Raw genomic sequence first — 24540 nt, 5'->3', positions numbered from 1 at the left:
CTCTCCTAACTTTCCAGTTAGTTAGCGAACAACTTAACCAACAGCCCTTAAGCCCGCCTATCACTAACAAACATACATAATAAAGGCGTCTGAACCAACGCGAAATGCGAGCTAACGCATATTTTTCGCAGGTTCAGACGCCTCTATTTTTTGCTCGCCCTACCCTATCACTTTAAATTTTGCAAACTTCAAGAGTAGTTTTTTGGAGCCAGCATGTTTAAAGTTAACGGTCATTCGAGCGTTTTCGCCTGTTTCTTCCAATGTTTCAATCGTGCCAATACCAAACCTTTCGTGTTCGATAACGCTGCCCTCTACAATCGCCTTTCCACTACTATCGTGCATAACTTCCGTTGATGCTGCACCAGAAGACGACTGCCCCATAGCCTTAGATATTTTTTTCAGGTTCGCGCCACTAGCTACAAGCCTTTTCTTAAAGGCATCCGACAACGGATCTACGGTCTGCTCGGGTTTCCGAGGACGTGTAGGGTTGGGTATTGGGTCGGCCATAAACTGACTGGCAACGGGTCGGGAGTTAAGAAAACGTGGATTAGCTGAACGCTTTTCGTATGTTCCCGCCGTGTCTCTACCACCATAATAGCGCGCCGAAGGCTGTTCGTCTGACTGCAAACGTCGTTCAAATCGCGGTGTAGAATATTCTGCCATAGGGTTCTGAACATTCAACAAGTTAGGGTCAATGTCGCTAATAAAGCGACTTGGCGTGTCAAACTCCATTCGTCCGAAACGATAACGATTCTTGGCACACGTCAAGATGCAATGCTTTTCGGCACGAGTGATGGCCACATAAAGCAGTCGGCGTTCCTCTTCAAGCAGTCTAGGCGAATCGGTAGACCGTGGACTGGGGAAGATATTCTCCTCTAATCCCACAACAAAAACGGTTGGAAACTCCAAGCCTTTGGCCGAATGAACGGTCATTAACACCACTCGGCTCTCCTCATCACCCTCGCTATCAAGGTCGGAGAGCAGCGAAACCTCCTGCAAGTAGTTGCCTAAGAACACCTCGTCTTCGTTTCCCTCTTCGCATCTAATGTCTACAAACTCTTTCAATCCACCCACAAGCTCCTGCAAGTTCTCTTGTCGAGAAAGGCTTTCAGTATCGCTAGTGGCATAAAGGTCGGCCTGAATGCCACTCTCCTTTATGATTTTAATCCCTAGTTCGTAGGCATCTAAAGTTGCGACATCAGCAACAAAGCCATTCACCATGTCGCGAAACTTCTGTAACTTAGTCCATGTTCCCTTGTTCACATCAAGGTGATAGTGTGCAGGATCAGCTAGAACTTGCCAACAACTCACCTCGTTTTGCTGCGCAGCCATCGTTACTTTGGCCAATGTTGTATCACCAATTCCGCGGGCAGGATAATTCACGATGCGTTTAAAAGCTTCCTCATCGTCAACGTTCATCACCAGTCTGAAATAGGCGATAATGTCTTTTATCTCCTTTCTTTGGTAAAAGCTCATTCCTCCGTAGATGCGATAAGGAATACTTTGTCGGCGCAACTCATCCTCAAACGATCGGCTTTGCGAATTTGTTCGGTATAATATGGCGAAGTCGCTATACAGACCTTCCTCGTTCTTCATGATGCGCTTGATGTCGTTGCACACCACCAGCGCCTCTTCCTTGTCCGAATAAACGGGCTTCAGTGTTATTTTCTCACCCAAGTCCTTTTGACTGTACACATCTTTCTTTATCTGCCTTTGGTTGTGGCTGATAAGGCTATTTGCCGCCTTCACGATGTTTTGTGTAGAGCGATAGTTTTGTTCCAACTTAAAAAGACGTGCTTCGGGGAACTGCTGTTGAAAGTCTAATATATTATCGATGTCGGCTCCTCTAAACCCATAAATACTCTGTGCATCGTCGCCCACCACACAGATGCGCCGATGTTCTTTCGTCAACTGCGTCACGATGAGTTGTTGCACGTGGTTGGTATCTTGGTACTCGTCTACCAGCACATATTGGAAACGATCGGCATACTCCTTTCTTACATCCTCGTGTTCGGCAAAAAGTTGATAGGTAAGCACCAGCAGGTCGTCAAAATCCATAGCGTTAGCTAGTCGGCAACGTTGCATATACGTGGCATACACCTTGTGCACGGCCGGCATACGCTCTCTTGCGTCGCGCTCCATCAACTCAATATTGGCAGCATAAGCAGTGGGAAGGATAAAGTGGTTTTTAGCCATCGATATGCACGCATGCACCGTGGCAGGCTTATATACCTTATCGTCTAGCTGCATTTCTTTGCAGATAGTCTTGATAAGCGACCGCGAATCCGTTTCATCGTAAATGGTAAAATTCGGCGAGAAGCCGATGTAGGGAGCCTCAACACGCAATATTCGCGAGAAAATTGAATGGAAAGTACCCATATAAAGACGTTTAGCCTCTTCGTGCCCAACAAGGTCGCCAATACGCGCCTTCATCTCGTTGGCCGCTTTATTGGTAAAAGTAAGCGCCAAGATGTTCCATGGTTTCAGACCCAATTGCAGCAAATGGGCAATTTTAAAGGTAAGAACGCGTGTCTTACCCGAACCAGCACCAGCGATAACCAACTGTGGTCCGTCGGTATATACCACTGCTTCGCGCTGACTTTCGTTTAGTTTTTCAAGCAAATTCTCCATCTTTCGTTTGTTGTATGGGAGTGTCTTACCCACCTATTTTTTCCTTCTATACACGCCACCACTGGCCGTATTGGGGTTATAGTCTTCGCCTTCCTTAGGGAACGAAGGCATAAAGCGCATGTTCTTCATGATTTGCTGTTGCCTCTTGCGCATGTAAGCCGAGGGATATTTCGAGCTAAACTTTCTCGGATTGGGCAGTGTTGCGGCAATAAGGGCACACTGGGCGCGACTAAGGTTGAGGGCGTTAGTGCCGAAATTGTATTCTGCCACCGCATCAGCTCCATAAATACCATCACCCATTTCTATAGAGTTAAGATACACCTCCATGATACGTTGTTTGCTCCACATCAGCTCGATAAGTGCCGTGAAATACATTTCGAAGCCCTTTCTTATCCACGAACGTCCAGGCCAGAGAAACACATTCTTAGCCGTTTGTTGGCTTATTGTGCTGGCACCAAGCTTTTTTCCACCCTCCATATTTCGTTTAGCCGCCTTCTGAATGGCTGCAAAGTCGAACCCGTGGTGCAATAAGAACCGTTGATCTTCGCTTCCCATCACCGCCACAGGCAAGTGTGGTGAAATCTTATCTAACGAAACCCAGTGGTGGTGCATGGTAAGGCTTTTGCCATCGAACAGCTGTTCGCCACAGCGGATGAACATCAGGGGGGTAAAAAACACGGGTACGAACCGCAATACCACCACCGAGAGGATGGTAGAACTAAAAAACAAAGCGGCCGTCCACCGCAATATCTTAAATACTTTCTTCTTCATAAACGTTGTTATAATACGCATTTAATGCGCATTCCGCAAGCTATCCGCCTAGTTAAACTCGGCATTGCATGGGTTATCTTCCCCACTTTAACGCCGAAAGGCACGAAAGAAAAGATATCATCGCCCACTATATTGTTGGCCAATGCAGCTTCTCTTTCGTGCCTTTGGGCAGATTATGCCTTTGGCACACGCCTTACTTCAACGTTCCGTTGTTAGCAGCGTCTACCATAGCCTTGCTTGCATAGAGGTAAACTTCTACGCGGCGGTTTTGCTGTCTGCCGCTAGCCGATGCATTGCTAGCAACTGGTTCAGAGCTTCCCTTGCCTTCAACCTTCTGAAATTGGGCACGGGGTACACCGCAATTGCTAAGATAGTTAACAACGCTCTGTGCACGACTATTGCTCAAGGGGATGTTAATGCCATCGTTACCCGTATTGTCGGTGTGGCCATAGATGTCCACATGACAGTCCCTATTCTCTTTAAGCACTTGCGAGAACTTAGCCAACTCGTTCTTCGACGATTGACTGAGCACGGCCTTATTGGTGGCAAAAAGAATACCCGAATCGAAAGTTACCTTAACGGCTTTCAGTCCGTTGGCATCGGTTACTTCTTCCACCTTAGCGCTCTTCACTTGTTCGGCGGTACGTTTAGCCACCTTATCCATGTGTTTACCAATCATCGAGCCAGCAGCAGCACCAACAGTGGCACCTACAACAGACCCAACAACGGTGTTACCTGCAACCTTACCTATTACAGCACCCAAGAGTGCTCCGCCACCAGTACCGATAAGGGCACCAGTTCCTTGCTTGGTTTTGCAACCGAACACTAATGCGAGACACATCAATAGTGTCATTAATTTCATCTTCTTCATAAATCTCTAACTATGTTTTAAACGTTAATCTTGGTGCAAAGATACGCCTTTTTATTGTCTTGATGCGCAATTTGCAACATTTTTTATAATAATAGTCTTTTAGGTTATGGGTTTATAAATATGTAAAATTCTAAGTTCTACATACCTTCACGTTACAATTCTAACCATAGAAACGTACAAGTAAGACTCAATAAGTTTGTCATCAAGATTTTAAAAATACAGAAACTTGCTCGCCCGTAAACTTAAAAACTAAAAAATATTTAGCCTAACAATGCCATAATAAGGAAGAAAAAGATTACTTTTGCAGAAAAAGAAACATACAACTAAAGCATTATAAATATGGAAATCAAGCATATACGCAGAACAGCTACGGCCTTATTGGTCGCTTTATCGTTGTGGTGCCTCAACGCAAAGGCACAACAAGCTACCGAAGTAGATCTCGATGAACAATACGCCACAGAACTTTTAAAGCCTGGAACAGTTGCTCCCGATTTCGAACTGCCCTCACCCGATGGCAAGAAAGTGAGCCTTAGCCAGTTTAAGGGCAAATATGTGGTGCTGGACTTTTGGGCATCATGGTGTCCCGACTGCCGCAAAGATGCACCCAACATCGTTGCCATGTACAACAGGTTTAAGGATAAGGGTGTGGCATTTGTGGGTGTATCGTTCGACATTGACGCTGCCCTATGGAAAGCCGCCATCGATAAATATGGTATGAAATATGCCCACGTGAGCGAGCTAAAAAAGATGCGCGAAGCCAATATATCAAAGGCTTATGGCGTAAAGTGGATTCCATCGATGGTACTTATCGACCCCGAAGGAAAGGTGGTGATGGGAACCGTACTCTCGAAGAAGCTTGAAAGAAAACTGGAAGAACTATTACAGTAAGCAACAGACCAGCACAAAAGCGGGTTAAAAACCCTTCTCAACATGTCGACTTGCTGACTTGAGAACTGGAAAAAACAACAAAACAAGCCTTAAAACCATTTGCAATCACTATAACGCAGAACTTAAAACGGGACGAGCATCAACAGCCAGCGCCCCCGCTCTGCATGCGTCTGCAAACAAACATCAAGGCCAAACATTTTAAAAGGTATTAATAATGAATCAACAGAACCAATCGGTTAAAACATCAAGAATTAAAAAAATCACATTTATTTTTATGTCAATTTGGAGTACAATATTCGGTGCGTGCGCACAAAGCCAATACACTAACGTAGACGTTGACGGCTTCGAACAAGCCATTAAAAACGATTCTGCACAAATATTAGACGTTCGCACTCACGAAGAGTTTGCAGAGAGTCACATCAAAGGAGCTATTCAGGTAGACGTTTTCAGTCCTAACTTCTTGGCCGATGCCGAAAGCAAGCTACAAAAAGAACGCCCCGTGGCCGTGTATTGCCGTAGTGGAAGGCGTAGCGCAACAGCTGCCAAACAGCTAAGTGCAAAGGGTTATCAGGTGATAAACCTAGAAGGTGGCATCATGGCATGGATTGCCAAGCGTAAAGAAACGGTTAGGTAAGTGGCCATTTATGGCCTTTTCATCCCCAACTGATAACATAACGACAGACGTTTAAAATGGGATTGAAAAGTGCTTTAACGTCTTTGGGCGTGTTATCACTTAGACGTAATCCTATTCTATATAACATGTAACCCTGTTACACCTTATGTGTAACAGGGTTATATATTATCTGGTGCCGACCGAATGCATAAAAAGTTGATTAACAAAGCACTGATAATGGGTTGCGATAGATAAAATGGGATGCAGCCAAACCCAGCCTCTACGCGAGTTCAGGATAAAACACAATCGCTATGTGAACTACCGCGTGGCGTTAATTGGTGAGAAAACCATTCGTTTTTTATCTAATCCTGCTCAAAAAAGCATCGTACCTTATCCCGAATTCACGTAACGTTTGATGCTAGTTTGGCACTATCTAGGCTGTTCATTCCACAGCCTATCACCACCATCAACTCGCCCTTTCCACCTCCAAACGCCATCTTTCATCCTCCACCCGATAAGCTCTTGTAGTGAGCTTTTTAAGCTCCAGCCTTGTTACAGCTAAGATGGACTCCTGTTCCAGATAAGTTGGAACAGCATTCCAATTCAACTGGAACAGCATTCCGGATAACATGGAACAGGAGTCCAAAACATATTTTACACGGCGGTTAATCAAATATTGCATCATCAGGGCTTAGCAAGCGTATTTTCGGAACTATGAAAATGCGAACGACGAAATAGCTAATTGGCGAGTTCGGGATGAGACACTATGCCCTTTAAACAAGACAGGGCAGGTAAAGAAATGGCTATCTCGCCTGCTAGCTCTACGCGACAGTCGGCATAACTATTGTGTTTCATCCCGAACGCACGTAAACCTCTACAAGGCGATAAACACAACTACCGCTTAGCAAAAAGATGTTTTTTAATATATTCACACTTACGCGTACGCGTATTATATTAAGGAGTGTATATCAATGAAGAGACTGGCGTAGGCCAATTGAAGCTGACTACTTCACCTCTTCTACAATCGTCTTTACCCCCTTAATCTTTTCACCTGCTACATCGGCAAGCAAACGCTTTACCTTATTGCGACTAACGGCCACGTAGGCATAACGTTCCTTTACGTCGATACGGCCGATATCATCGTTATTGAGGTGGCCTTTCTTACAGAGAAAGCCCAATATGTCGCCTTTGCTAATCTTATCTTTCTTGCCTTTACCTATATATAAGGTGGCCATTCGCGGCATTTGTGCACTGCCCGAAGTGGTGGGAAGGTCGAAAGGTTGTACCTCGCTGTCTACGTATTCGGGTGTTCGCTCGTTGGCCGAAAGGATAAAATAGCCGTTACCCTGCTTGTCCCAACGGGCCGTTCGCCCAATGCGATGGGTGTAGGCATCGGCTGTTTCGGGTAGATGATAATGCACAATGTGGCGTACATCATTAATATCCAGACCACGCGAAGCCAAATCGGTGCATACAAGCACATTGGCACTACCATTGGCAAAGCGGTAAAGTGCAGCCTCGCGGGCATCTTGCTCTAGACCACCGTGAAAAAGACTGGTAACAAATCCCTGTTCAAGCAAGAAGGCATTGGTACGCTCCACGCTCTCGCGATGGTTGAGAAAGACGATGGTGCTTTCGCCATTAAACGCTAACAAAAGGCGATGAAGGGTGGCAAGTTTATCTTTCGAGTCGCTTTTCACTTCGTAAACAGCTATGCGTTCTTTCACCTTTTCGGCCTCGTCAACAAAGTCGATGCGCTCTAACTTGGCATGCTCCACAAACAAGGGGATACGTGGCGAATTGGTTGCCGATAGCAACACTCGCCTTTGCACATACGAAAGGGAGGCCAAAGCCGTTCGCATTTCGTTCTCGAAGCCCATGTCGAGGCATTTGTCGAACTCGTCGATAACCAGCAAACGCACATCGGCGGCAGAGATATTGCCCTTTGCAAGGTGGTCGTTCAGACGTCCAGGCGTGGCGAAAACCACCTGCGGACGAAGCTGCTTCAAAGCGCGATGCTCTTCCATTGCCGTTCGTCCTCCATAGCAAGCCATGCCACGCACTGCCCCAACATCAGCCAAGACCTGCTGCGACTGCAAAGCCAGTTCGCGACCGGGCACAATTACCACGGCCTGAACATTGTCGTTGTCGGGGTTTATCATCTCGGCCAAGGGTAAGAGGTAAGCAAGCGTCTTGCCTGTGCCCGTAGGCGAGAGCACAACCACATCGCCCTTACCTGCCTTCATGGCTTGGGCCGTAGCCTTTTGCATATCGTTAAGGCTTTCAACGCCTAGCTTACGGAAGGCTTTCGCCAAGTCTATCTTGTTCATCGTTATGAGTTTTTGAGTTTATGAGTTCGTAAGTTTTTGGGTTTATGAGTTGATCAGTTGGTTTGTTTTGAGTTTATAAGTTCGTGAGTTGTGAGTTTATGAGCTTTGAGTTTCTGAGTTGATAAGTTGAGTTTTGGGCTTATGAGTTCGTAAGTTTATGAGTTGTGAGCTTTTGAGTTTTTGAGTTGATAAGTTGAGTTTTTGGGCTTATGAGTTCGTAAGTGTATGAGTTGTGAGCTTTCGAGTTTATAAGTTCCTGGTTTTATTGTTGTCCCATCAATCAGCCTAACAACTTATTAACTAATAAACTCACCAGCTCTTAACTCAAAAACTTATCAACTTATAAACTCAAAAACTCTCAACTCATAAACTCAAAAACTTATAAACTCACAAACTAACCACACTCTATTTAGCTGCTTTCATCAGCTTATCCATTTCTTCAAACTCTTTACCCATGTTCAGGTTGAGGTAAATGGTATAAAGCGGCAATAGCCATCGACATTCGTCTTTGGGTTCAAGGCGACGGTATTGCTCCATATAAGGCAGCGCACTGCGGTAACTTGTCGCCACTTTCTTTCTCAAGTCGCGCGACGTTTTGGCCGTTTTCTCTGCTTCAACAGCACGATTAAAGTAGGCCAAACCTGCATTGAGATACACTTCGGGCAGGTCTTTATGACTGGCAATGATGCTATCGCAGAGGGCAATACAGGCATCGTAGCGACCAAGATTTAAAAGAATAGTGCTCTTTGCCACACGCAACCAAAGATGTTCGGGCATGGCTGTCAAGGCCTGGTCTATATACTCATTGGCCGAAGCCCAGTTATTATTTTTTGAATAGTGCTCGATAAGGCGCGTATAGAAGTATGTTTGCGTGGGATAATCTTGAAAACCCTCCTTCAATATGGCCATATACTTATCGGTCTTGTTCTGCGACAGATACACGTCGGCAAGGTATTGCAAGAGGTATTCGTGGCGTTCCTTGTCCTTTTCGGCCAAAGGAAGATAGCGCAAGGCCAATTCGGGCGCGTGCAACTTATAACCGCAAAACACCGAGAAGAATGCTGCACGCGGCAGTTTGGTATCGGAATTGAGGATGTCGTAGCCCGTAAAGATAGGCATTTGGGCACAATCGATGTAGAGCGAAAAGAAGTCGTAGGCCTTGTCGTACATCTTCTTGCTCATAAAATAAGTACCTCCAAAGAAGAGGTTGGGCTTATAAGTGAACAACGCTTCTGCGTGTTTCTTGCGATATTTTAGTCTACTTGCGTCGCCATTGGCATTGATCACCTCTACCGAATCGATGCTTTTGAGCGTTAAGCACATCTTCTTGGTAAGGTCGTACATGGTAACGGTGTCGGCCGACTGCTGTAAATAAAGCCTTTCGTTACCCTGATCGTATTTCTTTTTGATAACATCGAAAAGCAGCAACCATGTCTTCACGTCTTTTCGATTGTCGGGCTGGGCGAGCACATCGTTCATGATGCGTTCGGCCTTGTCTAACTCTTTCCCTGTTTTTAGGGACGCTTTCACCTGTGCCAAGTCCTTTTTTAACGAAGCGGAACTGGCCAAAGCGAAAAACGATAACAACAATATAAAGTAAAGTCTGTTCATGCCGATAATTTTATTTTACGCCAGTTCGGAATTGACTGGCGGGTGTATAAGCGTGGAAATGGCTGGTGCAAGAGGTGGAATGTCATAACTCTTTTATACCCCCAATTGCTTCTTTTTGCTGCCAAGCATACGCTTTTCACTATCTTTCTTCACTACAAGGCGACACTATACATTTGTGTCTGACGCGTAGAATGTCGCCTGCGGTTTGTTATCCGAAAACCTTTATTTTCCCTTTGGAAACATACCCACATCACATTTGCCACACCGCAAAGCAAACGACACGGGCTACATAGACATAGTAAAGCACAGAACCAAAGGCGCAAGGCCGTGGTTCTGTGCTTTTTCATACTATTTCTTATTACTTGTTAAGTAACGATTCGAGGTCTTTTGTGCGTTGGTCGGCAGCGCCATAGTTAACATAATAGCACTGATAGAGGGGGTAGCTCCAATTGGCTTTTTCACGATTGGGGTCTAATTCCTTGGCTTGCTCCAAGTAGCCCATCGACTCTTTATAAAGTGCCTTTTGTGCAGGTACATCGTTGTTTATGGCAGCAGCCTTCGAGTTGATGCAGAAACCGAGGTAGGTAAGCACGATAACATTCTTGGCATCTACGCCAATCACCTTCTTAAACGAAGCGATGGCATCATCCCATTGGTTGGCGTTCATCTCGGCTTGACCTTTCAAAGTCCATGCCATAGAGCTGTTGGGGTCGGCAGCCAGACGCTCGTCGATGAGCTTCTTCATGTCGTCCTTCATGTTCATGCTGGTGTACATGTTGGCCAACGTACCCATAATCATGTCGTTAGAACGATCTTTGGCATAATACTCTTTCAGCTTGTTAACATAAGCTACCGAGTCTTCCTTGGTTTTGAGCTGCTGTTGAGCAACATAGAACTTCAAGCTTAGCGCATCCTTATAGTCTTCCTTGTTGTCGCCAGAATGCTTCAAGGCAACGTCTAGATACTTGTCGGCAGCAGCATAGTCCTTATCCTGGATGGCATAACGTGCAGCGAAGCCTGCTACCTGACCAACATATTGGTCGGGTTGCTTGCTAGCCATGTCGGCAAAGAGGGGCGTGTCGGCCGTAGCGGTGTACAATCCCCAGTACTTCAACACGTCTGCACTGTTGTTTTTCTGTGCAGCCTCTTGTCCGGCATTTACCAGATAGACGCGCAAGTTGTACAAACGGTTTTGGTTAGAAGTATGGAACTTGGGCTTAACCTTTCCCTTTTCGTTGGGCATTTGGTCGTACTTCTCACACTCAAGAGCATTAGTGAGCGCATTGGCAAGTGCATTGTAAAAGCCCAACGTATCGTAAGCCTCTACCTTTCCTTGCTTCAATTGCTCTGCCATTTGATTGGCGGTGATAACGCTCTGCTCCTTATTTATCTTCTCGAACGAGAGATCAACAAGCTTGTTATAGGCCTTAGCCTTGTCAGCATCGCTCATGCTAGAGAGGTTGGCCTTTACCAACGCTTGCGCATCGGCATAGTTTTTGGCCTTCAACACCTCTTTAACGGCATCTTGGGCGAACGCCACAGGCGATGCTGCAAGCATCAAGGCGAACATCATAATTTTTCTCATAACTGTAACTTTTTAAGATTTAATGATAGTCTATCTCTATTCTGGCGAGGCGAAACGGGCGTTTTAAATTCCCATTTGCCACAGCCTTGGTTGTATTGTGGCATGTTCTAAACCTACCAGTAGGCCAGCTTTTTGGCGCGTTGGTGCAGCGTTTGCTGCATGAGAGCTACAAACAGACCTACACCAACCAGCCATATCAAAGCCTTATTCTGTGGCATCAGCCTCCCCTTCTACCCCATCGTTGGCTTCGTTGCCTTCAATTTGGGTTTCGTTGGTGGCGTTTGCCACGCCTTGTTCATCAGTAGGCATCACCCCGTTATTGGGATTTTCCTCATCATTTTCATTCAGTTCGGCTTCCTTATCGGATGTCTTCACCTTACAAACACTGGCAATCACGTCGTTTTTCTTGCTCAGGTTGATGAGTCGAACACCTTGTGTGGCACGTCCCATAACACGGAAATTGGCCACGGCCAACCTGATGGCGATACCACTCTTGTTGATAATCATGAGGTCGTTGTCGTCGGTAACGTTCTTAATTGCCACCAACTTACCCGTCTTATCGGTGATGTTGAGGGTCTTTACACCCTTTCCGCCACGGTTGGTTTTACGATAATCGGCCACGAACGAACGTTTTCCGTAGCCCGTTTCGCTAACTACCATCACCGTTTCGGTTTCGGGATCGTTCACCACAATCATGCCAACCACGGCGTCGTCACCACCATCCAATCGCATACCACGTACACCTGTGGCGGTTCTTCCCATGGTTCTAACGGTGTTTTCGTCAAAGTACACGGCACGTCCGTTACGGTTTGCCATAATCAACAGGTTCTTTCCGTTGGTCAGACGAACATCTACCACCTCGTCGCCCTCGGCAATGGTGATGGCGTTTACACCGTTGGTACGTGGGCGCGAGTAAGCTTCAAGACTCGTTTTCTTCACTGTACCGTTCTTCGTAGCAAACACGATGTAGTGGCTCTTAATGAAATCTACATCGTTGAGTCCCTTAACGCGAAGGAAAGCATTCACCGAATCGTCGGCATCAATGTTCAAGAGGTTTTGTATAGCACGTCCCTTGGATGTCTTATCACCTTCAGGAATTTCGTAGCACTTCAACCAATAGCAGCGACCTTTCTTCGTAAAGAAGAGCATCGTTTGGTGCATCGTGGCCGGATAGATGTACTCCGTAAAGTCTTTATCTCGCGTGTTGGCCCCTTTACTACCCACTCCGCCACGCGCTTGCTCATGAAACTCGGACAGCGGAGTACGCTTGATGTAGCCCAGGTGGCTAACGGTGATAACCACAGGATCGTTAGGATAGAAGTCTTCGGCATTAAACTCGTGTTCGTCGGGGATGATCTCAGTGCGTCTTACGTCACCAAACTTCTCCTTAACTTCCTCTAATTCGAGCTTCATCACGCGCTTACACTCTTCGGGATCATCCAAAATAAGTTGCAATCGAGCAATAAGCTCTTCCAGTTCTTTATATTCTGCGTGCAGTTGTTCGATACGCAAGCCCGTGAGTTGCGACAAGCGCATGTCTACAATGGCTTTACTTTGCAGCTCATCGAGTTCGAAACGTTTCTCCAAATTGCGCTGTGCCTCAGATGGCGTTTCGCTCTTGCGAATGATTTGCACCACTTCGTCGATGTTGTCGCAGGCAATGATGAGTCCTTCTAATATGTGCGCACGTTCTTGCGCTTTCTTCAAGTCGTACTTGGTACGGCGAATGGTAACGTCGTGACGATGCTCCACGAAGTATTTCACACACTCTTTGAGCGTGAGCAAACGTGGACGACCCTTCACCAGTGCAATGTTGTTCACCGAGAACGAGCTTTGCAACTGCGTCATCTTAAACAACTTGTTGAGCACAACGTTGGCGTTAGCGTCGCGTTTTACGTCTACCACGATACGCATACCTTGTCTTCCCGACTCGTCGTTAGCATTGGATATACCCTCCAAGCGACCTTCTTTCACCAAGTCGGCAATATTTTCGATAAGCTGCGCCTTGTTTACGCCGTATGGTATTTCGCTAATCACAATCTTATCGTGACTTTCGTCGCTCTCTATTTCGGCCTTTGCACGCAACACGATACGTCCACGACCTGTTTCGTAGGCGTCTTTCACGCCCTGTAAGCCATAGATATAAGCCCCTGTGGGGAAGTCGGGTGCCTTAATATATTGCATCAGGCCCTCTGTATCGATATCAGGATTGTCGATATAAGCACAACAACCATCAAGCACTTCTGCCAAATTGTGGGTCGGCATGTTAGTGGCCATACCCACAGCGATACCGTTTCCACCGTTAACGAGTAGGTTTGGTATCTTGGTAGGCATCACCTGAGGCTCTTGCAGCGTGGCATCGAAGTTCTCGTCCATATCAACGGTGTCCTTATCAAGGTCGTCCATGATACGTTCGCCCAACTTCGAGAGCCTACACTCTGTGTAACGCATGGCCGCAGCCGAGTCTCCATCAACGCTTCCGAAGTTTCCTTGACCGTCTACCAAGGTGTAACGCATGTTCCAATCTTGTGCCAAGCGCACCAAAGCCCCGTAAACCGAGGAGTCGCCATGTGGGTGATACTTACCCAAAACATCACCCACCACGCGCGCACATTTCTTATATGGCTTGTCGCTGGTATTTCCCAGCCCTAGCATTCCATACAAAATGCGCCTGTGAACAGGCTTAAAGCCGTCGCGCACATCAGGAAGTGCGCGCGCAACAATAACCGACATACTATAATCAATGTACGAAGACTTCATCTCTTCTTCGATATTGATCTTGATTATCCTGTCTTGATCGATTGTTTGATTTTCGTCCATCTAATCTATTGTGATTTTATTGAATATTCGTTCTAAGGCCATTTCCTTTCGATTTAAGGCCTTTTTCTCCACGTTTTACAAGGTGCTAAGTTACAATATTTTTCTCATTCGGTAAAACAAAAACAGCTAAAATACGCCAAAAAACGCTCCAACATTGTTCTATTAAAGGAATAAGATGGGCAAAAAGGCCGTTTAATGCCTGACAAATAGTGGCGTTTGAGGTGCGCTGTGAGGGTTTGTTCCATGCTGCTTATACACTTCGGCATGCAGTTTACACACTTTGCCATGCTTGAAGAGACATTTAACCATGCCTGATGAGGCATTTATCCATACTTGATTAAGCGCTTTGCTATGTTTGATGCGGCTTTTCGTGCTCTACGATATCAATACGATAGCACGAAAATGAACTGCAAAGAGGCATAAAGTTCGATGGCCAAGACATAGATAAGCCATAGCGGAAGCGTGTAGGAAATACCTGCAACAAGACAATCGCACACTTCTTCGAGCGAACGCAAACGCGAACTAACCACCCCGAACGACACACTGATAAAGCACACCGACAGACAAACGATGAAGAAAAAGCTTTTTGAAAAGCTGCTGGGATATAGGTTGCCCGTCACCCCAAGCAAAACGGCGTGGGGCAAAACGGTGAGCAAAAGGGTCAACACCACAATCACCAGAAGCTCAGCCAAGGCAACCATCACCCCGAAACGATCCCAAAAAGACATGGCTTTCGATTTGCGCGGCACATCGAGAATACCACAAAACTTCACCGAGCCAAAGGCCATACTACCCAAAAGAAGCCACACTAAGCCACGCCCTGCAAGATTGTCGCCGATGCTTCCCACCATCCACCTGATGCCTTCGGCACTCAAAAGCGAACGTATAGGCAACTCGGGGCTCACGGCTTTGAATATCCATGAACCCAACACGGCAATCAACTGGAAAACGCCTAACACCAAAGCGAGGCGTGCAATGTACTTTCCTGTTCGCCGATGATAAACAGACTTGTGTTTAGTCATTGTCTGGAACAAGGTTGTCTATGTCGAGAATGTGCAGCTCGATGGCCCTTACTACGAGCCGTGTAGCATTTACGCCCATCCCACCGTTACCGTTAGGGAATAGCTTATTTACCAATTCGTTCTGCCTTTTCTCCAAACTCTTCACGCCAAAGGGCATTCCCCGCAAGTTGGTTATTTGCTCCTTGGTATAGCCTAGCGCCAAATGACGCAAGAAACGCTCGTCATACTCGTCTATCTCGTAAGTGATGAAAGCTTCTTGCCTAAATATCTGGTTACTCACCACACGTTTAAACTTCTCCACGATTTTTTCGAGGATGGGCTGATTAAATACCAATCGCTTGCCATTCATCACACTGGCCACATCGCCCCGTGTAAGCAATTCGCCGCTTTTGAGTATAATCCCATCGCAGCCTGCATCAAGAACGTCGAGCCACAGCTTCTCATTGAGTATTTCGCCTGTGAATATAAGTACCTTCACTTTGGGAAACTGCTCCTTGGTATGTCTGCAAATTTCTACGCCAATGGTAGTGGAACCACCCAAACCAAGGTCTAACAGCACCAAATCAGGCAACTCCTGTTTCAGCAGTTTCCAATACGTTGGCTCATTATCGGCCGTCCCGATGATGGTAGCCTCGGGTATCTCGTTCCTAAATATGCCTTCAGTTCCCTTCAGTTCTAAGGGCACGTCCTCAACGATTATCACTTTAAATTTGTCCATATCTTTTGTGGTTGTTTAGTGTCTAGTGTTTATGCCTGCATTGTTTTAGGCAGGGTTATCTCGATATGTGTTTTGTTTTCGATATTAAATGCAAACACGCCGCACCCCCTGGCGTTGGCAAACTCGCCCGTATCGCGCACGATTTGCCTACACAGATAGAACTGCAAGTTGGGCGTTGTGGGTGTAAACAGATCCCTACACTGCTCATCGGTGTACACGATATTAGGCAATTCGAGGTCGATTACCACGTATCGTGCCCCCTTGTCTTTGGCCGTAAGTACAACCGGACGCCCTTCGAAGAGTCGGGCGAGGATATCAAACAGGTAGGTCAAGAGGTCTTCGTCGCCAAGTATATACCACCCTTCGCCTTCCGCTTTGTTGATGTGGGGTAAGGCACCGAGTAGCTTTTCCAGCGGCACAGGCCTGCATTGGTAGCGCAAGTCTTCGACAAGACGCATCGCTTGGGCGCTCAATAGCATGTAAAGTTCCTTATAATAGTCCACCAACTCGTTCATATCGTGCAGGTCTTCACCGCCATTCTCAATCAGTTGCCTAATGCGCGAGGGGTAATACATCGTTTCGTGCTTCAGCGCACTAAGGCAGTTGTCCAACACGCTGTTGTTAACGTGCAGCTTGTCGTTCTCTATTTCCACGCGATGAAGTTCGTCTTCGGCCATCTCAATATTCTCTTCTCGGGCCTTTTCCATCGCTACGCTCTTCTGTAACACCTCGCTTATCTGGCTCACCACTTCGTTAAGCGAATTGAATTGCACCGTTTCGCCACCATGTCTATCTATCGACTTGATGATGCGCGCTATGGCATCGAGCTTGGCTTGCGCTTCATCGGTGTTCATCAACACCTTATTTATATCTTCAACCCTTTCCACATAGATGCGGTAGGCTACATAATGGCGATAGAATAGCACGTAATAAGCGGGAATGATAAGCAACAAGAGCAAGATGAGCACAACGATACTAATGGTTTTATTGGCCTTCGACTGCTGCATGCCCACCACGTAAGCATCGAGCGTATTATCCGCCGAGCGCGCCTTAAAGAGCCTTGTATACACCTCGTTGTTATAGCGATACAGTTCCCACTGGTGCAAAGCCAACGCGGCAATGGCACTCTCGTTACGTATGTCGAGTATGATACTGAAGTTGGTTTTCAGTCCATCGTTAAACCACTGTATTTCTGCTGGCTTATCCACCGATTGCGAGTAAAGCACCATAAGGTCTTTTCCTTGTGGGTTTCTCTGGCTATATACGGCGTTAAGTTTGCCTATACAGCTATCCGCATACTGCAAGGCCTTGGCGTAGCGACCATTAACATTGGCGAAATAAGCACTGTCGGCGTATGCATTGGCACGTTTAAGCAGCTTACCTTCAAGGGTGTTGCCCGATATACGGTCGAGAATTTTGCTGCGATTGCCGTGTCCGCTGTCGGTTGTAGCCGTGGCTTGCGCCTCCAAACATGCCCCCATCGCCACCACTGCGAGCAATGCGCGAACCACCCTTGGCAGTCTAAAGCTAAACACGCTGCCCCTACCCTTCTCACTTTCTACCGAGATAGAGCAGCCGTTAAATATCTTACTTACCTTCTTATACTTGTCGATGATACCCTTGCAGTTGAGCAACCCGAAGCCATGCGATGTTTGCACGTCTACCGAAGAAGAATTGATAACCTTGCGTTCGAACAAGTGTGCCCGCTCTTCCTCGGTCATTCCCACGCCAGTATCTGCAATAACAATATCCACATAGCCTTCTTCAACCACTCGTGCACTAAGTGTAACGCTATCGTTCGCTTCTGTAAACTTACGCGCATTATCTATCAGCGTGTTAATCATAAAGAGCGTTAGCGTGCGGTCGGCCTTCACCACCTCGGTGGTAGGTTTCACCACAAGACTCACCCCTTTGCGTTCAAATCCCATTCTACTTTTCCCAACGATGTCGAAGAGGGGTTGCAGAGCCACGCTTTCAACGTGCAGGCTCAGCTCTCCTTGTCTCATCTGTATCCATTGGGTAAGAATGGCGTTGTATTCTTTTATCTTATCGGTAAGTTCCTTTACATAGTCCAGTCGCTCTTGCCTAATTTCTTCGGGTTCTTCCACTGCGTTTAGGCGGTGAATTTCGTGGCGCATCCTGTCGATAAAGGGCGCAACCGAGTTTACCAACGACACCTTGGCGCGCTGTTCGATATTTTTTTTCTTGTTCAGCACCACATGCCGCTTACCAATTTCCTGCTCCTCATGCAATTCTTCATATCGATCGTTCTGTTCTTCCACGTGCCTTGCGTTCGTCTTCTCCCATTGCCGAAGGGGTTCGAGCATCTTTTCGGGCGAATATTTTGCAGCCTGCCTCGCGCGCATAGAATTAAAGAGGTATAGCAAGAGTATCACCACCAAGATGGCCACGCCCACATACACTAGCATCATGTTTAGCTGTTTCGACGAATTTTCCAGCTGTTCGGCACGTGCCTCTTGCTGCTTGTCTTGTCGGGTTTGGCGTTGTATGTCGAGGTAGACGTTGCGGTTCACGTCGCTTTGGCTTTTCACGTTCATGGCCGAATACACCAAACTGAGTTGTTCGCAGATAGACGATACCAGGTCGGGAGCCTTCTTGATGACAGGGTTACGGTGTAAGGCGTTTTGCAAACAGAAAAGGGCCGACTTGTAATCTCTAAGTGCCCAGTAGCAAGAGGCGAGCGTACGATAAGCACCTGCAGTTTGGTAAACATCGCCATAGCTAGAGAAAATCACTAATGCCCTTTGCGCCAAGTTGCCAGCCAGCAAGCTGTCGGGCATCTCGTCGGTGTTAAGTATGGTGATGGCCGTTGTGTTGTCACGCACCAATTGTCGTCTTTGGCGTTTGTCTATCAAGTGTTCGCTTATGGCTTGCAGCGAGTTGGCCTCCCAATAAGAGTAATTGCTTTGCATGGCCAGCCCATAACAGCGGAACAAAAATTCAAATTCCTGCTGGCAGATGGCCTCTTTGGTAGGCGCAGAGATTAGTCCACCCGCACCCACATTATACATATAGCTCAACCATTGTGCCGTATCTTGCTGTATATCGCCGTTAGGTTCGATGTTTTCTTGTTCTATTACCGCTCTTTCGGGTAAGCCAATGTAGTAGAAATACACCGAAGCCACGATATAAAGTTCGGTTTCGGCGTATATCATTCGTTTGCGCAGACGTGGCGAAAGGTTATGGGCTTCTTCCTTTATACGCTTTAGTCGGCGTAAGGCACTTTCACGATAGTTGTAGAAATCCTTGTTACGCGACTGTCTTTGGCAAAGTCTCATCATCTGCACATCAGCCACGAGCAGTTCCACTTGGTTGTCGGTGATATTCTGCACATCGTTAAGTAGCTTCGAAGCCTTTTCAAATTCCATCTTAGAAATGTGCACAAAAGCCAAGTTGTTCAACGCTTCAGCCCGTCCGTCGGCATAATCTTCCGACACATCCAATGCGCGTTGGGCATACACGGCAGTAGAATCGAGGCTGCGATAGTGAAAGGCGTACGCTTTACCGTTGAGCCTGTCTGCCTCGTCAGCGTTCTTATCACTGCAAGCAAAGAGGCCCAACACCCAAAGGCCAACGAAAGTAAGCCTGATGAGAAACGCGATGCGTCGATGTTGGAAAAGCGAATTGATAGCCTATGTATTTACTGGTTACGCATGCAAATATATAGAATAAATTTCGGAAAACGCAACGTTCGCCTAAAATAGTTGAGGTTCTAAGCCTGTGAACAACTAAGTTTATAGGGACTATGGCCGAACATCCGAGCTTAAAACTTACACCCTTATGAACACGCATGAACGCACAAGCCAATGAACTTATCAAACCTACTCTCTCACGAACTTATACCCCTACCCTCTCAAACCTCTGGTTTAAGGCAATTAAAAACGAACGAATTAAATGGAAAAGCACAATAGCGTGGATTCTATTGAATAAGCCTCATGTCTCAACGTCACCACTCCATTTAACTCCAACGCCCTTTTAATACTTAATAAGTGTTAAAGTTATTATTGCCGTATCCCAATAAAATGAAACACCCGAATATATTTCGTAACTTTGCACCTGTTTTAGTCCGTGGAGGCTTAAAAAAGTGTCGGAACGAGTCTGAACGCCTCGCGGAAAACCGTTTTACAAACATTATAATGTACGCAATTGTAGAAATTAACGGTCAGCAGTTTAAGGTTGAACAGGGTATGAAGCTCTATGTTCACCACATTAAAGATGTGGAAGCCGGCAAAACTGTTGAGTTTGACAAGGTTCTGCTTGTAGACAAAGAAGGAGCAGTAACCGTTGGCGCACCCACCGTTGAAGGTGCGAAAGTAGTAGTAGAAGTTGTGAACCCACTTGTAAAGGGTGACAAGGTCATCGTTTTCAAGATGAAACGTCGCAAAGACTATCGCAAGAAGAATGGTCACCGCGCTCAGTTCACGCAAGTAGAAGTTAAACAAGTAATCGCTTAAACGCAGGAGGAATTAAGAATGGCACATAAAAAAGGTGTTGGTAGTTCTAAGAACGGACGCGAATCAGCTTCACAAAGACTTGGCGTTAAGATTTATGGCGGACAGAAGGTTACTGCTGGTAACATCATCGTTCGTCAGCGTGGCACGAAACACAATCCTGGCAAGAACGTGGGCATCGGTAAAGACGATACGCTCTTCGCGCTTGTTGACGGTGTTGTGAACTTCCGCAAGAGTCGCAAAGATAAAAGCTACGTTTCTGTAATACCGGAAGCTGAGGCATAAATAAGAACAATTACACTTATTCCAAACAAACAACAGAATCCCAACCATAACTTTATGGTTGGGATTTCTGCGTTATAAGGGATGGTAAAATACGATAATTACCAACGAGCTACATGTTTCCCATAAGCCCATAAACGATCCATTAAAGAACGCTTTTTTAATTCCCGCCATGCTACATGTTGTTGGGACTGCTGTTACATGTTAGGTGGAACGTTATTCCAGATTAAATGGAACATTGTTCCATGTTAGAAGGAGCACTGTTCCATGTTAGATGGAACAAGCCAGACGGTTAAAAAGTTAATGGTAAGCGCTTTTTAACTTGCTGCCGTTTTACCGTTAAGCAATATTCGACACAGACGAAACATGCCTCTAAAAAGCTTTTGCAGATTCCTCCAAACAGAGCTACTCATTATTAATATACGCGCGCGCGAAAGAAAAGTACCCAAAACGGAATAAGAATGAAGGTGTGTTTTGGTGCAAGTTTGTAAGCTACTGGGCAATTTATAGAACACGCTTTTACAATAAACTGCACAAAAACACGTTGGTAATACAATAGCGGTTAACCATAAGAAAACCGCCAACCCCATACGAAAAAACAAGATGAAATCAATCCACATAAACGCCCTGCTGATGGTTTTAACCATCGTCGCCACATCATGTGGTGCTGATGCCTACATCAAAAAGGGTGAAAAGAACCTTGCATTGGGCGAATATTTCGATGCCGCCAACAATTTTAAGCAAGCCTATACGCGAACGCCCTCCAAGGATAAGGCAGCCAGGGGACGCCTGTCTACCAAGCTAGCCTTCTGCTACGATAAGATGAACGCTAGCCAAAAGGCTGTGGGCGCATACCAAAACGTGCTGCGATACGGTATGGCCGATGCCAACACACACCTGCTTTTGGGTAGGCAGCTACTGAAAACTGGTGCATATAAGGCGGCCGAAAGGCAGTTTAAGAGTGCCCTAGACTCGCTGCCTGGAAACAAATTGGCCAGCGAAGGTTTGCTATCGGCACAACAAGCGGCGCAAACCAAGAGCGAAGGCTCACACTATATCGTGAAACGCATGGACGCGTTTAACTCGCATAAGGCCGACTATTCGCCTATGTTCTTCGGCGACGACCATAATAAACTTTACTTCTCGTCTACCCGAAACGAGGCCAAAGGCGATGCGCTAAGCGGCATAACAGGCGCTAAACCCGCCGACATATTCGTATCAGAGCGCGACGACAAGGGCAAATGGAGCAAGCCCGAACCCGTGCAAGGCGGACTGAACACCGAATACGACGAGGGGGCTTGTACCTTCTCGCCCGACCAACGCACAATGTACTTCACCCAATGCACCACAGATCCCAACTATCCACGCTATGCGCAGGTGATGACTTCTGCTCGTTCGGATGCCGCGTGGGCAAAAGCCACAAAGCTAGACATATCGAAAGATACGCTTTCAAGCTTCGCCCACCCTGCCGTTTCGCCCGACGGGCAGTGGCTTTACTTTGTTTCTGATATGCCAGGAGGACAAGGCGGGCAAGACTTATGGCGCATTAGGCTTACCACTAACGGCTTGGGAGAGATGGAAAACTTAGGTGAAGCAATCAACACGGCAGGAAACGAATGTTTTCCAACGTTTAGACCCAATGGCGACCTTTACTTCTCGTCTGACGGACACATAGGCCTTGGCGGACTAGACGTGTATGTGGCACGGCAAAACATGGCCCAACAATGGACGATAGAGCACCCAGGATTTCCCCTAAACTCGAATGGCGACGACTTCGGACTAACCTTCGAAGGCCCATACAACCGTGGCTTTTTCTCGTCGAACCGTGGTGACGCACGCGGATGGGATCACATCTACGCTTTCGAATATCCTGAAATAGTACAGAGTATTAAAGGATGGGTGTACGAACAAGAGGGCTACGAACTGCCCGCAGCACAGGTTTTCATGGTGGGAAACGATGGAACGAACCTCAAACTGAACGTGCTGGCCGACGGATCGTTTAAACAAGTGGTGAAACCAGGCGTTGAATACGTGATGTTAGCCACGTGTAAGGGCTACCTCAATCACAAGGAAGAACTGGTGGTGAAGCCTTCGGAAACTTCGCACGAATACGTTTTACAGTTCCCATTGGCCTCTATCACGGCCCCCGTACTCATCGACAACATCTTTTACGACTTAGACAAGTACACCTTGCGACCTGAATCGAAACAAGCATTAGACGAACTTGTGAAGCTTCTTAACGAAAACCCCAACGTTACAATCGAACTAAGTGCGCACTGCGATTACCGCGGTACGCCCGAATATAACAAGACTTTGGCACAGCATAGGGCAAACGCCGTGGTGCACTATCTTATCGAGGCGGGCATCGCCCCACAAAGGCTCACCCCCATGGGCTATGGTAAGGAGAAGCCTAAAACCATCAGAAAGAAGCTGACAGAACGGTATAAGTGGCTGAAAGAGGGAGATGTGCTGACCGAAGACTTTATCACCAAGCTAGATAAAGAGAAGCAGGAGATTTGCAACCAGCTGAACCGCAGAACCGAATTTGTGGTTCAACGCACTACATACGGATTGCTAGACGATAAGGGCAACTTGAAAAAGCAAAAGAAAACGCCCAAACAATCGGAGAAGGAAAAAGAGGATGTGTTCGACATTATGGAATAAAACGGCTGATAAAAGGGGCGAGTGTGGAGTTTACTTAATCTGCTTTCGGCCGACAAGCTGTTGAAAAACGTACAGTTTTCGGCATATCAAAAAAGCGCCTCTTATCTGCGAACACCCTCTATTTTACCACCATCGTCTGGCTTTCTCATGTCAAAATGTTGTTAAGTAAGTTAACAAACTGACGAATTAACAAGCTTACAAACCAACAAGATTACAGGTTGATCAGTTGACAAGTGTCATCATCTACCACTAGAAAAATAAGAATCGAAAAACAATGAATACAGGAAAACTACTTTTTGTACCCTCTGGTGGACTGGCCAACAGAATGCGTGCGATGGCATCGGCATGGCAGTTGGCTGTGCATACAGGTGTTAAAGTTGAGACCGTTTGGTTTTGCGACTGGGCACTTAATGCGCCTTTCCATTCCATTTTCGAACCAATTGAAATTGCGGAGATGGTGGCAAGAGAAGCCAAGACATGGGAACAGCTTACGCTTGACCGTCCTAGAAAGCGCAATTTCCGCATTCCACTGTTGTATCAGCAGCTCCGTTTCGCACAGCGCATCGACGAATGGCAGGTTACGCCCTTAAAAAATAAAGGTTTCGACTTTAATAAGTGGGCTGCAGGAAAAAACAGCTATATGAGCTGTTACCAAGACTTTGGGCACGTTCCCAACTCCGTTTACAAGCATTTGTTCCACCCTGTTGGGCCCATTCTCGATGAAATGCAGGGTTATCACGAACAATTCTCGGCACATACCATTGGCATGCACATTAGGCGCACAGACAATAAGGAGTCGATAGAACGAAGTCCACTTAGCCTGTTTATTGATGCTGCCCAGCGAGAAATTGACCTTCACGACGACACACGCATTTTTCTTGCAACCGACGATGAAGGCATTAAAACGGCATTAAAGGCCGAATTTGGCAACCGCATCATCACTTCCAGCAAACCCGCAGCACGCAATAGCATTGCAGGTATTAGGGGTGGAGTGGCCGAACTGTGGATGCTGGCCTCCACCTCTACCATCTATGGTTCAGCAGGAAGCAGCTATTCGGTTATGGCTTCCAAAATTGGAGAAAACAAACTGGAAGTGTTGAGCAAATGAAGAAAGGAGATATGTTGACGAGATACAAGCTAACAAGTTGGCCATGTACAAGTTAATAAGTTGACGTGATATAAGTTGACGGGGTGATGAGATATAGGTTAACAAGTTGATAAAGTACAAGTTAGCAAGTTGACAAGATAGGAGCTGACAGGTT

At 46.5% G+C, this 24540-nt stretch carries 17 protein-coding genes; 6 read left to right on the top strand and 11 right to left on the bottom strand.

Annotated features, from left to right (window positions below; translation table 11 throughout):
* Positions 1–159: 159 nt before the first annotated feature.
* From F453_RS0100305 to F453_RS0100295, 3 genes are all read right to left on the bottom strand, one after another.
* Positions 160–2631 (bottom strand): ATP-dependent helicase, encoded by a 2472-nt coding sequence (locus tag F453_RS0100305; RefSeq protein ID WP_018966204.1) that lies wholly within the window; start codon positions 2629–2631, stop codon positions 160–162.
* A 33-nt stretch (positions 2632–2664) separates the two neighbouring features.
* Positions 2665–3423: a monofunctional biosynthetic peptidoglycan transglycosylase gene (gene mtgA / locus F453_RS0100300; protein WP_018966203.1), complete on the bottom strand. Its 759-nt coding sequence runs from the start codon at positions 3421–3423 to the stop codon at positions 2665–2667.
* 172 nt (positions 3424–3595) lie between these two features.
* Positions 3596–4273, bottom strand: coding sequence for a YiaD family glycine zipper/OmpA-like lipoprotein (locus F453_RS0100295; RefSeq protein ID WP_018966202.1), 678 nt, complete (start codon positions 4271–4273; stop codon positions 3596–3598).
* A gap of 339 nt (positions 4274–4612) precedes the next feature.
* Between F453_RS0100295 and F453_RS0100290 the strand changes: the two genes are divergently transcribed.
* On the top strand, positions 4613–5161 hold the full coding sequence (locus F453_RS0100290; protein ID WP_018966201.1) for a peroxiredoxin family protein: 549 nt from the start codon (positions 4613–4615) through the stop codon (positions 5159–5161).
* 274 nt (positions 5162–5435) lie between these two features.
* Positions 5436–5795: a rhodanese-like domain-containing protein gene (locus F453_RS0100285; RefSeq protein ID WP_374188173.1), complete on the top strand. Its 360-nt coding sequence runs from the start codon at positions 5436–5438 to the stop codon at positions 5793–5795.
* Between the two features lie 445 nt (positions 5796–6240).
* On the opposite strand, the gene F453_RS15930 is transcribed toward F453_RS0100285, so the two are convergent.
* From F453_RS15930 to F453_RS0100245, 8 genes are all read right to left on the bottom strand, one after another.
* Complete coding sequence (locus F453_RS15930) at positions 6241–6459, bottom strand: hypothetical protein (RefSeq protein WP_018966199.1); 219 nt, start codon at positions 6457–6459, stop codon at positions 6241–6243.
* Between the two features lie 319 nt (positions 6460–6778).
* The gene (locus F453_RS0100275) at positions 6779–8104 is read right to left on the bottom strand and encodes a DEAD/DEAH box helicase (protein WP_018966198.1); all 1326 of its coding nucleotides are present in this window, start codon (positions 8102–8104) and stop codon (positions 6779–6781) included.
* 405 nt (positions 8105–8509) lie between these two features.
* Entirely contained in the window at positions 8510–9715 is a 1206-nt protein-coding gene (locus F453_RS0100270) for a tetratricopeptide repeat protein (RefSeq protein WP_018966197.1), read from the bottom strand.
* A 358-nt stretch (positions 9716–10073) separates the two neighbouring features.
* Positions 10074–11300: a tetratricopeptide repeat protein gene (locus F453_RS0100265; RefSeq protein WP_009235223.1), complete on the bottom strand. Its 1227-nt coding sequence runs from the start codon at positions 11298–11300 to the stop codon at positions 10074–10076.
* A 204-nt stretch (positions 11301–11504) separates the two neighbouring features.
* Complete coding sequence (gyrA, locus tag F453_RS0100260) at positions 11505–14120, bottom strand: DNA gyrase subunit A (protein ID WP_018966195.1); 2616 nt, start codon at positions 14118–14120, stop codon at positions 11505–11507.
* Positions 14121–14503: 383 nt separating this feature from the next.
* Complete coding sequence (locus tag F453_RS0100255) at positions 14504–15142, bottom strand: hypothetical protein (protein WP_018966194.1); 639 nt, start codon at positions 15140–15142, stop codon at positions 14504–14506.
* Complete coding sequence (locus tag F453_RS0100250; protein ID WP_018966193.1) at positions 15135–15860, bottom strand: DUF5932 domain-containing protein; 726 nt, start codon at positions 15858–15860, stop codon at positions 15135–15137. Before F453_RS0100250 ends, F453_RS0100255 begins: the two co-directional genes overlap by 8 nt.
* A 29-nt stretch (positions 15861–15889) precedes the next feature.
* Complete coding sequence (locus F453_RS0100245; protein WP_018966192.1) at positions 15890–19444, bottom strand: ATP-binding protein; 3555 nt, start codon at positions 19442–19444, stop codon at positions 15890–15892.
* A gap of 573 nt (positions 19445–20017) precedes the next feature.
* Here F453_RS0100245 and rplU point away from each other — a divergent pair.
* From rplU to F453_RS0100225, 4 genes are all read left to right on the top strand, one after another.
* Positions 20018–20335, top strand: a complete 318-nt coding sequence (rplU, locus tag F453_RS0100240) for a 50S ribosomal protein L21 (RefSeq protein ID WP_009229380.1) — start codon at positions 20018–20020, stop codon at positions 20333–20335.
* 18 nt (positions 20336–20353) lie between these two features.
* Complete coding sequence (rpmA, locus tag F453_RS0100235; protein ID WP_009235217.1) at positions 20354–20617, top strand: 50S ribosomal protein L27; 264 nt, start codon at positions 20354–20356, stop codon at positions 20615–20617.
* A 600-nt stretch (positions 20618–21217) separates the two neighbouring features.
* The gene (gene porE, locus F453_RS0100230; RefSeq protein WP_018966191.1) at positions 21218–23278 is read left to right on the top strand and encodes a PorE family type IX secretion system protein; all 2061 of its coding nucleotides are present in this window, start codon (positions 21218–21220) and stop codon (positions 23276–23278) included.
* A 274-nt stretch (positions 23279–23552) separates the two neighbouring features.
* Positions 23553–24386, top strand: a complete 834-nt coding sequence (locus tag F453_RS0100225) for an O-fucosyltransferase family protein (RefSeq protein WP_025789851.1) — start codon at positions 23553–23555, stop codon at positions 24384–24386.
* The last annotated feature ends 154 nt before the right edge of the window (positions 24387–24540 follow it).

It is taken from the genome of Hoylesella loescheii DSM 19665 = JCM 12249 = ATCC 15930, assembly GCF_000378085.1.
GTDB lineage: Bacteria > Bacteroidota > Bacteroidia > Bacteroidales > Bacteroidaceae > Prevotella > Prevotella loescheii.
This window is presented reverse-complemented; position numbering and strand designations above follow the sequence as displayed.